This window comes from Iodobacter sp. CM08, assembly GCF_033446605.1.
Classification (GTDB): Bacteria; Pseudomonadota; Gammaproteobacteria; order Burkholderiales; family Chitinibacteraceae; genus Iodobacter.
Map to the genome: position 1 here is coordinate 25,810 of NZ_JAWQUO010000043.1, position 13,853 is coordinate 39,662.

The 13,853-nt window shown below is 47.1% G+C and carries 14 protein-coding genes; 10 read left to right on the forward strand and 4 right to left on the reverse strand.

Going from position 1 to position 13,853, the window contains the following annotated elements; all coding sequences use genetic code 11:
* From R6242_RS19055 to R6242_RS19075, 5 genes are all read left to right on the forward strand, one after another.
* The gene (locus tag R6242_RS19055; RefSeq protein WP_318429928.1) at window positions 1-756 is read left to right on the forward strand and encodes a SprT family zinc-dependent metalloprotease; all 756 of its coding nucleotides are present in this window, start codon (window positions 1-3) and stop codon (window positions 754-756) included.
* A 275-nt stretch (window positions 757-1,031) separates the two neighbouring features.
* Window positions 1,032-2,000 (forward strand): site-specific integrase, encoded by a 969-nt coding sequence (locus tag R6242_RS19060; protein ID WP_318429931.1) that lies wholly within the window; start codon window positions 1,032-1,034, stop codon window positions 1,998-2,000.
* Between the two features lie 733 nt (window positions 2,001-2,733).
* A complete protein-coding gene (locus R6242_RS19065; protein WP_318429933.1) occupies window positions 2,734-3,588 on the forward strand; it encodes a ParA family protein in 855 nt (284 codons plus the stop codon).
* Window positions 3,578-4,525 (forward strand): ParB/RepB/Spo0J family partition protein, encoded by a 948-nt coding sequence (locus R6242_RS19070; protein ID WP_052746837.1) that lies wholly within the window; start codon window positions 3,578-3,580, stop codon window positions 4,523-4,525. The genes R6242_RS19065 and R6242_RS19070 overlap by 11 nt, the downstream gene beginning before the upstream one ends.
* A gap of 214 nt (window positions 4,526-4,739) precedes the next feature.
* On the forward strand, window positions 4,740-5,972 hold the full coding sequence (locus R6242_RS19075; protein ID WP_318429937.1) for a replication initiation protein: 1,233 nt from the start codon (window positions 4,740-4,742) through the stop codon (window positions 5,970-5,972).
* Window positions 5,973-6,227: 255 nt separating this feature from the next.
* Here the strand turns inward: R6242_RS19075 and R6242_RS19080 are convergent, their stop codons facing one another.
* The gene (locus tag R6242_RS19080) at window positions 6,228-8,120 is read right to left on the reverse strand and encodes a GNAT family protein (RefSeq protein ID WP_318429940.1); all 1,893 of its coding nucleotides are present in this window, start codon (window positions 8,118-8,120) and stop codon (window positions 6,228-6,230) included.
* 409 nt (window positions 8,121-8,529) lie between these two features.
* Complete coding sequence (locus tag R6242_RS19085; RefSeq protein WP_318429943.1) at window positions 8,530-8,769, reverse strand: hypothetical protein; 240 nt, start codon at window positions 8,767-8,769, stop codon at window positions 8,530-8,532.
* 459 nt (window positions 8,770-9,228) lie between these two features.
* Here R6242_RS19085 and R6242_RS19090 point away from each other — a divergent pair, with 459 nt between their 5' ends.
* Together R6242_RS19090 and R6242_RS19095 are read left to right on the forward strand one after the other, a co-directional pair.
* Window positions 9,229-9,549, forward strand: coding sequence for a helix-turn-helix transcriptional regulator (locus tag R6242_RS19090; RefSeq protein WP_318429945.1), 321 nt, complete (start codon window positions 9,229-9,231; stop codon window positions 9,547-9,549).
* On the forward strand, window positions 9,546-10,781 hold the full coding sequence (locus R6242_RS19095; RefSeq protein WP_318429947.1) for a type II toxin-antitoxin system HipA family toxin: 1,236 nt from the start codon (window positions 9,546-9,548) through the stop codon (window positions 10,779-10,781). The genes R6242_RS19090 and R6242_RS19095 overlap by 4 nt, the downstream gene beginning before the upstream one ends.
* A 542-nt stretch (window positions 10,782-11,323) precedes the next feature.
* Here the strand turns inward: R6242_RS19095 and R6242_RS19100 are convergent.
* Together R6242_RS19100 and R6242_RS19105 are read right to left on the reverse strand one after the other, a co-directional pair.
* Window positions 11,324-11,647 (reverse strand): DNA-binding transcriptional regulator, encoded by a 324-nt coding sequence (locus tag R6242_RS19100; protein WP_318429949.1) that lies wholly within the window; start codon window positions 11,645-11,647, stop codon window positions 11,324-11,326.
* Complete coding sequence (locus tag R6242_RS19105; protein ID WP_318429951.1) at window positions 11,637-12,041, reverse strand: type II toxin-antitoxin system RelE/ParE family toxin; 405 nt, start codon at window positions 12,039-12,041, stop codon at window positions 11,637-11,639. The genes R6242_RS19100 and R6242_RS19105 overlap by 11 nt, the downstream gene beginning before the upstream one ends.
* A 229-nt stretch (window positions 12,042-12,270) precedes the next feature.
* Between R6242_RS19105 and R6242_RS19110 the strand changes: the two genes are divergently transcribed.
* From R6242_RS19110 to R6242_RS19120, 3 genes are all read left to right on the forward strand, one after another.
* A complete protein-coding gene (locus tag R6242_RS19110; RefSeq protein WP_318429953.1) occupies window positions 12,271-12,558 on the forward strand; it encodes a type II toxin-antitoxin system RelE/ParE family toxin in 288 nt (95 codons plus the stop codon).
* Window positions 12,558-12,875 carry an addiction module antidote protein gene (locus R6242_RS19115; protein ID WP_318429956.1) on the forward strand — a complete coding sequence of 106 codons (318 nt, stop codon included), beginning with the start codon at window positions 12,558-12,560 and terminating at the stop codon, window positions 12,873-12,875. The genes R6242_RS19110 and R6242_RS19115 overlap by 1 nt, the downstream gene beginning before the upstream one ends.
* A gap of 145 nt (window positions 12,876-13,020) precedes the next feature.
* Window positions 13,021-13,698: a transposase gene (locus R6242_RS19120; RefSeq protein ID WP_318429958.1), complete on the forward strand. Its 678-nt coding sequence runs from the start codon at window positions 13,021-13,023 to the stop codon at window positions 13,696-13,698.
* Window positions 13,699-13,853 lie beyond the last annotated feature (155 nt).

Here is a 13,853-nt window from a genome sequence, read left to right on the forward strand (position 1 = left end):
GTGAGCGTCGCTATCAAGCCCATACCGAGCAAGACTAACTTGTGTTTCAGTTATGCCGATGAGCAAATTTGTTTTGAACGGCTGCCACGATCTGGTCAAGCCAGCAAAATTTTAATTAAGGTTTTGCCAGATTGCCGTGTGCAAATCAGCGCGCCAGAAATTGCGAGCGATGGTGATGTCATCGCAGCAGCCAGGCTGCGTGCCCGGTGGATTTATCAGCAATTACGCGAGTTTGGCGGCCGCTTAGAGCATGTTCGCCCTCGGCAGTACATCAGCGGTGAAAGCCATTATTATCTTGGTAAACAGTATGTGCTAAAGGTGATTGAAAACCCGTCTGTAAAACCATCCGTGAAGTTGTTACGCGGAAGGATTGAAGTCACGGTGCGGGAAAAATCAGTTGAGAAAACCAGTGAATTGCTCTTTGATTGGTACAAAGTACGAGCTAAAGACGTTTTTTCCCGCAGGCTGGATGCGATGCTGGAGCAGGCACTATGGGTGAGCGAGAAGCCACCACTGCGAATCCTGACCATGCAAACTCAATGGGGAAGCTGCTCACCCGCTGGGCGTTTAACCCTTAACCCTCATCTTGTTAAAGCGTCTAGAGACTGCATCGACTACGTGATTTTGCACGAGCTTTGCCACTTAGCAGAACACAATCACAGTGAGCGATTTTATCGCTTAATGGGGCAAGTGATGCCGCAGTGGGAAACAGTGAAAAGTCGATTGGATGGGATGGCGAATGTGCTGCTGAACTGAGTTATTCCCTAGCGGGGGAAATGGTAGGCCGCCGTCGTAATGCATCTCTCACCTTAAACCCCTTAGTCACGATAACTGTCATTATCGTGACTGCTCGCATAGAATAAAATATGGCGGCAAAATATGGTTTAAGAGTGATGGGTGATGTTGGCAAAAATTGCGAATGGTTTGTTTTGTGGCGCATTACTCACTTTAATTTGTAAGAAATGCTTTGGGCTTTTTGTAATAGAATCTGCCATGCGTTGTTTGATAAAAATTTGCTATTGGAATACGCGATGAGCGATTTGGTGATTAGCCTAGGGTTTAGTGGTGTACCTGCGGAGCTGCAAGAAAATTTTGATGCGGCCCTAGCATATCTGCGTGCGCAAGTTTCGCCGGCTACGCTGCGTGCTTATCAATCTGATTTTAAAATTTTTTGTAGCTGGTGTGATCAACATGGGCTTTCCAGAGTACCGGCAACGCCTGAAAGCCTGATCCTGTTTTTGGCTAATCAGGCTCAAGGGGGGATTTCGGCTGTTACGCTGGAAAGGCGAATGGCCTCGATTCGCTATATTCATCAGCTTAAAAATATTCCATCCCCCACTGATCATGTTCATGTTCGGGCCACTCTGGCGGGGATTAAGCGCACACATGGTAGCCAGGCCAAACATCAGAAAGAGCCTTTGCTGGATCATCAGTTGCTAGAGATGCTGGCATTAACCCCAGATACGTTGGCGGGTGTGCGTGATCGGGCGATTTTGGCGCTTGGATTTGCCGGGGCTTTTCGGCGCAGCGAACTGGCTGCGCTTCAATTTGTTGATCTTAGGTTTGATCGTGTTGGCCATCTTATTTGTAATATTCAGCGGAGTAAAACAGATCAGTCTGGCAAAGGGTTTGAAAAGCCAATATATAACGGCAGCCAGTTTCAGGCCGTAGTGCGTTTAAAAGCATGGCTAAATGAAGCCGGTATTACCGAGGGGCCAGTGTTCAGGCGGATAGATTGGGCGGGTGGCGCTACAGAGCAAGCGCTGAGCGGGCAATGGATAGGCCGCATTGTTAAAAAATACGCAGGTCTTATTGGATTAGATGTTAAGGATTTTGCTGCACATAGCCTACGCTCGGGCTTTATCACCTCAGCCGGTGAGCGTGATGTGCAGCTGTATAAAATTATGGAAGTGACCGGCCAAAAAGACCCACGTACCGTACTGCGCTATTTGCGCCGGGCTAATTTATTTAAGAACCACGCTGGCGATGGATTCTTGTAATAGATTGCAGCATGCTCTTATTTTCTCTCAATGAGATCTGCAACAGATTGGCTTCTTGCGCCGAGGCATTCAAAGATTAGCGTCATTTATAAAGTTGTGCCTTAGCTCTAGGGCTTGACTCCTCCCCCCCCGTTTTTGCCTAGAAGCTCCGTATTTCGTTTTCTCCTTCCCTTCTTGCATAAAGCCTCAGCTTCGGCAGCTTAGATTTGGCGGCTCAGATTAGCTGAAAAATAACTGTGCATTGGCTAAAGAGGCAGCTTCTTCTCCATGACGTATCTCAGAGGGCGATCTATGGCAACTCTCCTAATTAGCTCCAGCTGGTGTGTGGCCTTGCGAATAAATGTTCACTGAAACCCCATGGAGGCACCTATTTTAATAAGGCAATGCAGAGCGATTTAAGGCATTTTTTTAGCATTGAACTGGCATGTTTTATTTGATATTAAAGGCTTTTTTGGTTTTGTTTTATGCAAAATAGCCAAGTATTTTTTGCATTTCGTTGAGGCTACCCACGCTTATATTTATTAACATGCAGAATGAGCAATCATTTTTTGCATGAATTTTGTAATCTAAGAGACTTTTTATCGCTTTTATTGTGTGGGTTTTAACGCATTTTATGTCTTTTTTCATCATTCGGAATTATTCCGAATTATAAGTCATTGAATTTAAACGATTTATTTTTATTGCAACAAATGGATAAATATTTCACGTATGGTGTTGCTATGGCCGCATTACCGTGCAACAATTAACGATGTTTATTGCAATTCTGGTCGAAAAAATGGATGTAGTTGCGGTTTTTAATCAAAAAGGTGGCGTGGGTAAGAGCACAACTACAGTTCAACTGGCTGATGGATGCTCCAGACGGGGTATGACCGTGCTAGTGATCGATCTCGATCCGCAAAGCAACTCATCCACTACGCTTAGCCCAACAAATCCAAAAAAATTGAATTACACCGCCGTAACCTTAATTCAGCGGCCGGATATGCGTATTGATGAGTGTATTTACGACTCTATTTTCCCAGGCGTTTTTATCCTACCTATGGTGATGAAAATGCGTGAATTAGAGATCGAGCTTTGGCGCAAAGATACCGATTTAATTGCAATGCAATTGGCAAAAATTAAAGAAGGCACGTACGACATTATCCTGATTGATTGCCCGCCTAATCTGGGGAAATTAACCCTGATGGCGCTTACTGCCGCCACGCACTATCTGGTGCCGGTAAAAGCGGGTGATCAGTATGCTTTAGATGGGATCGAGGATCTGGAAGCCACTGTTATTGAAGTTAAAAGAGCCAAAAACCCTAATCTTAAATTTATCGGCGCATTACTCACCATGTTTGATGGGCGAAAAGGCGTTGATAAAGTGACAGAAACGCGCGTCACAGAAACCTTCCCCGGAATGGTTTTTGATGAAAGGCTACCTGAATCTGTAAAAGTGAAAGAGGCGATTATGCGCAGGGTTTCGGTTTTTTCAGAGCCAAATACGGCGGTGGCCAAATCGGTTGCCCGATTATCTAAAGAGTTTCTGACAAAATTAGGCTACGAAGGTTTTGCAGATGAATTAGAAACGGCTGGAAACGATGTTGAATAAGCCAGTTAAAAAGCCAACTAAAGTAGACCAGCTACTGCAATCATCACGGCAAATTAGTGATGAAAGCGCGGGCGGGCGGGCTGAAATAGCAAAAGGTATTGTATCTGCGCTTCTTGGGCCCAGCCCAGAAACGCCGAGCATGAAGATTCCGCTTTCTAAAATATGCAGAAACCCATTTCAGCCGCGTGTTGAATTTAACCCGCAAGAATTAAAGATACTTGCAGATTCGATCCTTGAAGCAGGCGGCTTAATTCACCCGATTATGACCAGACGTCTCCCCAGCGGCGATTATGAATTGCTGGCGGGCGAGCGACGTTTACAGGCGCATGAAAAAATACTTTTATGGCCAGAGATTGATGCCATTGTTCGTGATCTGGATAACGCAACATCCGCCAAAGTAACCATTATTGAAAACTTGAATCGGGTTGATTTAAGCGATTTTGAAAAATCCAGAGCATTGCCTATTTTGCGTGATCATAATGCCGCCACTACCAATGTAGAGCTGGCAAAGATTTTAGGCTGCGATGAAAAGCTGATTCGTTCTTTATGGAAATTTCAAAGCTTGCCGCCGGCTATTCTCGATCAATTAATGATTACCCCGCGTATTTTAACCGTGACCTTTGTGGATGAGGTTTTGGCGTGGTGCGAGAAAGGCTTTGAGGCGGTTGTAGCAGAAGCTTTAAAGCTGGCCGCAATGGGCAAGCTTAAAAACAAAGGCATTCTTACTTTTATTGAGCGTAAAGCCGTGGCACGAAATGGCCTGAAAATCAGCAAAGGCCACGAATTAAAAAATGCGCAAGCTCAACACCTGGCAACCATGCTGGTGGGGCGAAGCAAAATTACTTTAGAAATTCCAAGAGGAGTAGATATCTCTTTGATCGAGCGCGCAGTTTCTGCGGCGATTACAGAGATTCAAACGGCTGAAACGCCAGAGTAAACAAAACCAGAAAAAACAAAAGCCGCCTTTGGCGAGGCGGCTTTGGATAATCAGCAGGGCTGTTGGTACGGTAGAGTCTTTTAACAGTAGAGTCTTTCAAGGTTTGGCGACCTTTGAGAGAAAAACCTACATCAAGGAACAAACACATCCTTGATTCTACGTACCCACTCCCGATTTTGCAAGATTTTTGCAACCGCTAAGCGGGTGGCAGGGTATGTCTCAACCTTTAAAAAGTGAATTAAAGACTTCTGTTATTGAAAACGAGCTATTGCCGCGCTTCCAGCAGGAGGGCACGGCTCTCTATCGTTTGCTGCAAGAGGCCGCCTATTTAGCGCGTTGCAGCGATAATAAAACCGCTGCGCTGATTCGCCCCCGCGATTACGCAATCAAATATCCCTATATGCAGATTAACCGAGCTAACTTTGTTAGCTGGCTGATCTTTGATCTTGATCACGATAACGCGATGATCTGGCAAGATAAAGGCCTGCCTGCGCCTAATCTGATCGTTCAAAATAGCCAAAATGGTCATGCGCATCTGTATTACGCCATTGCGCCCGTTTGCACCTCTGAGCGCGCCCGATCTAAGCCTATTCATTATATGAAGGCGATTTACGCCGCATTTGCGCGCGAGCTAAAAGCAGATACGGAATATCACAGCGGCCCGGTTGCCAAAACACCGGGGCATTCGTGGTGGCGCACCTCAGAGCTACACCCTCATATCTACGAGCTATCCGAGCTGGCAGATTGCGTAGAGCTGGCCAGCGCATCGCCATGGGCAAAAAGCCCCAATCTGGATGCAGTTTCTCATTCCCGCAACTGCATGCTGTTTGAAAAGCTACGCTATTACGCTTATTCCATTGTTAGCAGGCAAAAAACTGAAGGCTCTTTCCTGAGTTTTACCCGCTTGCTTGAAGCATTTGCCCACAATAAAAACGCCTTTCGTAGCCTAGGGTTTGCTGCCGATTTAAGCCTATCTGATTTGCGAGCCACGGTTAAATCAGTAGCAAGGTGGACATGGGATAAATACAGCGGTAGTAGCCGCTGCCACAGAGGCGTTATGGCGCTTGATCAAAGCTTGCCGCTGGCTGAAAAGCAAGCATTAGCGGCAGAACGCACGCATTCCGCCCGCAAACAAAAGACTGAAGGCCAGATTCGCGCCGCCTGCCGCATCTTGCAGCAACAGGGCAAAGCACTGCTGCATGAAGCAATCGCCCAGGCGGCAAAGCTATCCAGGCAAACGGTAGCCAAATACAAGCATGTGCTGGAAGAAGTCAAAAAGCCTATTTCTGTATTAGCGCTGAGGCCTGTTAATGGCGTTCCTGCAGGTGTTAAGTATGCTGTACATCAGGTATCTGCCCCGCCGGGGGAGGTTGCTAGTTTTGCGGGCGAACCAGATCTGAGAAGTCCTGATGATGGATTCACACTTTTACCTTTGCCTGAAATTTAGTTTGATTAGGGTTAAGTCTTACTCATCCTTTCTTTAGTTTACTTTTTGCTTACCGTTTGCTTATTCTTGCATATATCCTACCTTCTGTCTGTATGGGTTATTGTGCTTTTAAAAGCTTTTTTTTGTTTATTACATGCTATTTGCATTTGCTAATATTATTAATTGTTTTTATTTTGTGGTTTTTTGCTCTTTCCACTTTGCAATGTATAGCTTTGCTTTATATCTTTTTTCATAGGTGTGCTCCTTAAGGTTTGTTTATTTCATTAATAGATTTGCTGATCTTTTATTTCCCAGCCATCTTTCTGATTCAAATCCTTTATCTTTAATTAGCTTTAGCACGGTGCTGCCAATTCCTTTTTCCTGCCATTCCGGGGCTACGCTAATACACAGGTTTTTATGTTCGCCAAATCTTACAATTAAGATGCCTGCTAATCCTGTTTCTGGCAGGGTAATGGCGAGTGCGCAGACGTTTTCATCTGCATTATTTTCTGCTATCCATTGTGCTGCCCATGCTCTGCCTGATAGATCGGGTAAGCGGGTTAGGATGGATAAATGTTCATCACGGCAGGCCCATGCTAATTCTCTGGCGTGTTGTGGCCCTAGTGGGGTTAATCGCAGCCCTGTTTCTTTATCTTCAAGTGCTTCAATTAAATGTTGCTTAGTTTTCAGGGTTTCTAGCCATTCTTGATAGCGTTGTTGTAGTGCGCGGGTTTTCGGGTGATTTGGATCAATGGTTTCAAGTGCATTTACTAATGTGCTGGCGTGTTCTTGATTTCCGGTGGTGATCTCAATCAGTGCCAGATTATGTAATGCGGGGCCGGGTGTGTCGGCGTGTTCCAATACATCTAAAAACCCTGCACGGGCTACGGCGTATTGGCCGATATGCACGGCAAAATTGGCGAGATCAAAGATATGTTTATCATTGGGGCGGCAGCGTTGCCATACATGATCGAGTGCGCGGCACCAATTGGCTCTTTCTTCTAAATCAACACCACTGCTGCATAATTCTTTTAAATGGGGTAATAGCCAGGTGGGGTTATAGCTATGCCGGATCAGCGCGCCCAATGTGGGGTTTGTTTCTTTACAGCCAAATAATATTTCAGCATCGGCATCGTTTTGTGCCAGTGTGCTCAATAAATGAAGAGCTTCATTGCCTAATACGCCGCTGATGCATAGTTTATTTGCACGGTGGTGCTGCTTCAGGCTCGGCCATTTCACGGCCAATGCTTCGCTATTGAGGGGAATAGCTTGCTGTGTGGCGGGTAAGCTTTGTGGCAGGTGTCGGCCGTGGGCTAAATCGCTAATGCAAAGTAATAATCCTTCTGGGTGTGCCTTACTGAGTGCGTCGACTTCTGAAAGTAAGCCAATGGCTAAGCTGACTACACCTCTATCGGCGCGGCCCTGCTGTTTGGCTACCAGTGCTTGCTGTTCAGGATTACTAAATAAAGGCGCTAGCGGGGGTTGATTACTGCTCTGGCCTATTTCAACGCTGATTATGTTTTTATGCTGTGGATCTAAAGGTGTGATTCGCCAATTTAGTGCTTCATCATCCAAAGCCACTTCGGCGCTATAGGCTTCGCCATAATCACACCACGCTATACGCGCTGGGCGCTGGCTGTAATGGCCGTGGGCAATTACAGCGGCATGTTTTCCCTGCTGTGGCTCGGGGTTGCCCGCGGCTAAAATCCACAAACCTTCTGCAATTAATGCAGCAATGTCTTCTTGCTCCGCTAAATGGGGCAGCGCGTGATAAAGGCGAAATACCAAAGGCGGTAAGCCCAGCTGCCCAGCGCGCTCTAAAAGATTGCACCACAGCTGCCAGGCAAAAGCACCATCATGGCTGCCGGGTAAGTGCACGGTAAGCGGAGTGCTGGTATCCATCTCCCCGGCAATATCTAATAAATAAGCAAATAGCAGTTTGGCAGCATAGCCCGCTTGGCCTGCATCGTTGGCTATGGCGGGGGCTTGCTCGCAAAGCGGGGTATCCCACAGGGCGGCTTCTTCAAATGGCCAGCTTAATATATCGGCCGCCGCATTACTTTGTGGTGGCGCTAAGCGTGGAACAGGGATGGATGTGTATTCTGCCATCGCTGGGGCGGGTTTGATTTGGCGCAGTGGATGAATAGCGGGGTGGCTGGGTAAGCTCATAGGGTATCGGCATGGGCGCGGTGCGCCAGAGTTGAAGGGAAGGAGATTTTTCCGCGAACGCGGTTAAATAAAAAGCGGGCGGGCCACAGCTGAGGGCTTCCCGTTAGAGGTATTTACTTGATACTACGCCATTGGGCGAATACTGCACTTTGCAGGCCCACTATTTGTGGGGTTTGTGTGTTTACTGGCCCGATAAGGTAATGTTTTTGTTCATTTATGGTTTATGAAACGTGAACAGCTCAAATTGATGAACAGGTGGTAATTAAATAGGTACAGGCGATATGAGCATATTGGTTTTAATTGTTTGATTTAAAGCAGAAATCGGGTGTTATTGCATAAAGCAGCGCCGGTGATGATGGCGGGGGTGTTGCTGGATCAGTTTTGTAGCGGTTTAGAATAAGCCGCTGATTTAATTTTCTAATTCAATTCGCTCGCGCCGACAGCTTTGTCTTCGCCTGTGCCGGGCATAGGGGGCGTAAATACCTTTCCAATCGACTTTGCCTTCGCTTAATTCCACTATTTTTAATGCCTGTTGCGGGCTGGGTGCTCTTTCCATTCTGCGCCAAGAGCTGGCTGCGCGCAGGGTGACGCCAAATAACTGTGCAGCGGCCTGATCGCCCACACAGTGAATATAAACTGCAAGCTCCATTTATGCTCCTTTGCCATTACTGGCTTTCTTGTTAAATTAAGTGACAGAGTCACGTAATTATCTGGGTAAGCAGGGGTTTTTGCAAGGTTTTTAAAATTATTTGTGGTGTTTGAGTTCAATCTTTTGTAAGGATTTTTAAGCTTGGCATGTGAAATGGCGGTGGAATATAGCGTAAGACTAAAGCTGTAGCAACTTGCTACACCCTGCTTTTACAAGCGTGTAGCCAGAAATTTGGCCCATTGCGTGCATAAAAATGAGTAAATTTGTATGTAAGTGCTGACTAATGCGGTGGCAAGTATGGGTTTGCTTTTTTATTTAAAGTGCAAAAATATGGCTACTATGTATATTTAATCAACATAAAAACCAAATTATTAGCTTTTATATTTTATAAAGGCACTGCCTTGTATTTATAGCTAGTATAATGGCTATATCAATACTAATTTACTTCTAAAAGACAAAATGTTGGACTTTACTTTTGCTACGTATGCAGAAATTTGCGCTGAGCTGGGTTTGCGGCTTAAGCGTCAGCGCTTGGCGCAAGCCATCACCCAAAAAGACTTGGCCACCAGCGCGGGTGTGGCCGTGGGTACGGTTAAAAATTTGGAAAGCACGGGAGTTGCGTCTTTGGAATCTGCCATTCGCATTGTGATGGCTTTAGGGCTTGCCGATGAGCTGGCTGCGCTGTTTCAGCTGCAAGTGGCCAGCTCGATAGCCCAAATGGAACGCGCCCAACTGGTCGAGCGTAAACGCGCGCCCAGCAAGAGCACGCGTGCGAAATGATTAAAAAAGTGGATGTATTTTATGAAGGCTGGGGCGAGCGTTGGCATCTTGGCACGCTGGCGGATGATGGGCGCAAACTGCTGTTTGAATACAGTACACAGGCCATCACACAAGGCCTGGAATTATCCCCGCGCCACCTTAAAGTACGCCAACAAGCTTATAGCGATTTTCCTGCGTACCAGCTGGGCCTGCCGGGCTTGATTGCCGATGCGCTGCCCGATGGCTGGGGCTTATTGTTAATGGATAGGTTGTTTCGCCAAAATGGCATGGCTGCAGAGCGCATATCGGTACTCGATCGTTTGTCATTTATTGCAAGCCGGGCAATGGGCGCATTGAGTTTTCTGCCCGCCAGCGAGGTAAGCTTACCTACGGACGACGTGCACTTAATTAATCTGGCGCAGCAAGCGCAAGCCTTACTTAATGGGCAAGACAGTGCCATCTTAAAGCAGCTGGCCTTGATAGGTGGCTCGCCACACGGTGCGCGCCCTAAGGTATTGGTGCATTACGCAGTGGGCAGCGATCACATCAGCACACAAGCCTTTACGGGAAGTGTGCCTTGGCTGGTTAAATTTCAGGCGCAAAACGAGCATAAAGAAGTCTGCGCGATTGAAAACCTATACGCCCAATTGGCGCGTGATTGTGGCTTGGCGATACCCGCCACACGCTATATAGATCTTGATAACAAGCTGGCCGCATTTGGAATAGAGCGCTTTGATGTGGCAGGGGCGATGCGTATTCCTACGCACACGCTGGCTGGCCTGTTGCACGCTGATTTTCGCCTGCCTGGCACGGTGGATTACACAACGTTTTTGCGTGCGACGCGATTTTTAACTAAAGACGAGCGCGAAGTACAAAAAGCATACGAGCGCACCGTTTTTAATGTGCTATTCAATAATCGCGACGATCATCCAAAAAACTTTTCCTACCTATTGCAACAAGACCGCCGCTGGGTGCTATCCCCCGCTTACGATCTGACCTTTTGTACTGGCCCCAGTGGCTATCACCAGATGGATGTTTGCGGTGAAGCGCTAAATATCACCCGCGCCCACCTATTGCGGCTGGCCGAGCAATGCACGGTAGATGTGCGCTGGGCAGCGCAAATACTGGAGCGGCAACTGGTCGTATCCGCCACCTTTGCCCAGCTGGTTAAGCAATACGATATCCGCAGCACCAGCCAAAAGCACATAGGCAACATCATTGCGCAGAACGCCACACGGCTAAAAACCTATTAAAGTGGCCAACTGCACTCGGTGTTTTAGCATCCATAAGTGTGGCAAGTTGCTACACTTTCTGGCTTAAATGTAGGCTGGATTTATCCCAAAATCGCGTAGCACCGCACGCATTTAACTCATTTCCACACTGGCCGTGTGTAAACGATATGCAGCCCAGATCTCTCGAAAATAATTTGTTTCTGTTTTACTACCTTCGGAAACAAGCAGAATGCGGTCGTTACATGTTTACTCAAATTCTTGACCCAATCCGTAGGATAGAGCTGTGCGAGAAGATGCTGGCGACAGGACTGCCGTTATAGGCATAAGTATCTACACAAGGTTATGACACTACTTCAGCGCCGTAACTTCCCCCTTTTTGAAGGGGGATTGCATTGAGGGAGGGGCCTTTGTGAATATTGTAGTGGGCACACTTTGTAAATAAAACAGTGCCAAATCCCCCTTTTGTAAAGGGAGGAGCAAGTGTACTGACTTGTGTAGATAGCTATGGTTATAGGGAAATCGCAATAGCATGAATCCATCATGCTTGATTGCGAGTCGTACACTTAAAGTAGAATTTCTAGCCCGTGCTTTTCGACGATAGATAGCATTTTCAGAGCAACGCCGCTTGGATGGTTTACACCAGATTCCCATTTTTGGATCGTTGATTCTGTTGTGTTGAGATAACGAGCAAATACAGGCTGACTGACGTGATAGCGTTCACGTAGTGCTTTGATTGCTTCCGCACTAAAAGCTTTAGGTTTTGTTAAGCAGCTTTCGTCGAATTCGCGCATTGTTTTTTGGGTGATGGCACCAACACGCAGCAATGCTGATGCTGTGCCATGGATGGATGCAAAAGCATCACTTTTGTATTTACTTTTAGCAGTCATGACATATCTCCACTAAATCTTTATGCTCAAGCAGCGCAACAATTTGAGCGGTGGTTATTTTCTCAAAGATTTTTGCGAGCTTTTTGAATTCTTTTAACTCTGCCTGATCAATATTTTCTCTATCTTTTTTATGAAAAAGGTATTGAAAAATCCAATACTTGCCACCTTTAGCCAAGATGATCGAGCGGTCTTGGTTTTTGTTCAGGGGCTTCTTCCAAACGCCCCTGCCAAGATCATCAGCTTGCCCAAGCTGAATTTCTTTGATTGCGGCGCATAGCACCTTATCGGCGATGTCAGATTTCTTTGCCTCCTTGGAAAAGGAATCTGTTTTGAAGATTCGATTCAGCATGTTTAAAATGTAGCATTTAGTGCTACCTATATCAACATCTGCCACTCTGGCAACGTTTGTGCGCACGCTGACTGCGCTGGTGTGAGAGTGGAATGATGCATTTGACGGAATGTGCTGTGTGGGCTGGGGGCGGGCTTGGATTGCGGGTGGGATTGATAAAGTGGGTGAATGGGACTCCGCTTTTACTCTGACCCCAGCTATTCCGCGGTCGATGCCGGAATCAAGATTTGATTTTGTGTAATCACTCGATTACACTTTGTTCATGACATACACAGTGAAACAACTCGACGAATTCTCTGTTTGGCTCAAGAGCCTGAAGGACGGGCTAACTAGGCAGCGCCTCATCAAGCGACTGCGCAAGGCTCAGCTTGGCAATTTAGGCGACGTGGAGACTGTTGGCGAAGGTGTTTTTGAGATGCGCGAACACTTCGGGCCAGGCTGGCGCATGTACTATGTTCAGCACGGCGAGTTATTGATCGTGATGTTGGGGGGTGGAAGCAAGTCAACCCAGCAAGCCGACATTCGGCGAGCCATTGCGCTAGCAAAATCTTTGGAGGATTGATGATGGCCAAGAGAATTAAGGTTTCCGAACTTCCCGAGTTCGATGCAGCCGAATACCTGAACAGCGAAGAGGATATAGCAGAATACCTGACAACAGTTCTTGAAGAGAACGACCCAGCGCTACTTGCCGCTGCCATCGGCGACATTGCGCGTGCGCGCGGCATGTCGCAGGTTGCGAAAGATTCCGGCATTACCCGCGAAGCCCTATACAAAGCACTGCGCCCAGGTAGCGAACCCCGATTCGAGACGATCAGCCGCGTTTGTGCTGCATTAGGTGTGCGCTTGGTCGCTCAGCCGATGCACCCGACCGGCGCGTAAAAGTGTAGCAACTTGCTACACATTCACCCGAACTCCACCAGATAACTGGTCGTCAGATACCGTCACTTTTTTTACCCTGTCCTATAGTTCTACCATTCCCTTACCGTGTCGACTTTGTATGGCCAGACTACCCAGAACTTGCCCCGTGGGGATTGCCCAGCATGTGATACAGCGCGGCAACAATCGGCAGGTTTGTTTTGCCTGCGAGCAAGATTTCGCGGCTTATGCCGATTGGCTGCTTGAATATTCCATCAAATATCAGGTGGATATCCATGCTTGGGTGTTGATGACAAATCATGTGCATCTGCTTTGCACGCCGCGTGCGGAAAACGCCGTCAGCAACATGATGCAAGCTGTGGGCAGATTGTATGTGCGCTATTTCAATGTCAGCTATAAACGCAGCGGCACGCTTTGGGAAGGGCGTTTCAAATCCTGTCTGGTGCAGGAAGAGAGCTACCTCTTTCAGCTTTATTGTTATATCGAACTTAATCCGGTGCGGGCGGGGATGGTAGAGCTGCCTTCAGACTATGCATGGTCAAGTTATCAGATCAATGCCTTGGGTAAAGAATCGGCGCTGTGCACCCCTCATCCCTTGTATCTGGCTTTTGGCAGTGAGCCCGCTCCGCGGCAGGCCGCCTATCGTGATCTATTCAAAGACCATGTTGCAGGTGAACTATTGGCCGATATCCGCTTAGCGACCAACAAGGGCATGGCGCTGGGCAACGAGCGATTTGCCGCTGAGGTCGAAAGCCTGACCGGGCATCGGATGACGGCTCAAAAGGTGGGGCGGCCTGCTGGTTGGCGCAAAAAAACAGAGGAATGACGGATTTAATTTTACTCTGACCCCAGTTATTAATAACAAAGCCAAAGAATTTGTAAATGATGTAATCAGATCAGGTAAAAGTAAAAAATTAGTTTTGTTGAAAAGATATCACAACGAAAAGCAAATGTTAGCTAAGAATGAATTTATGCATGGAA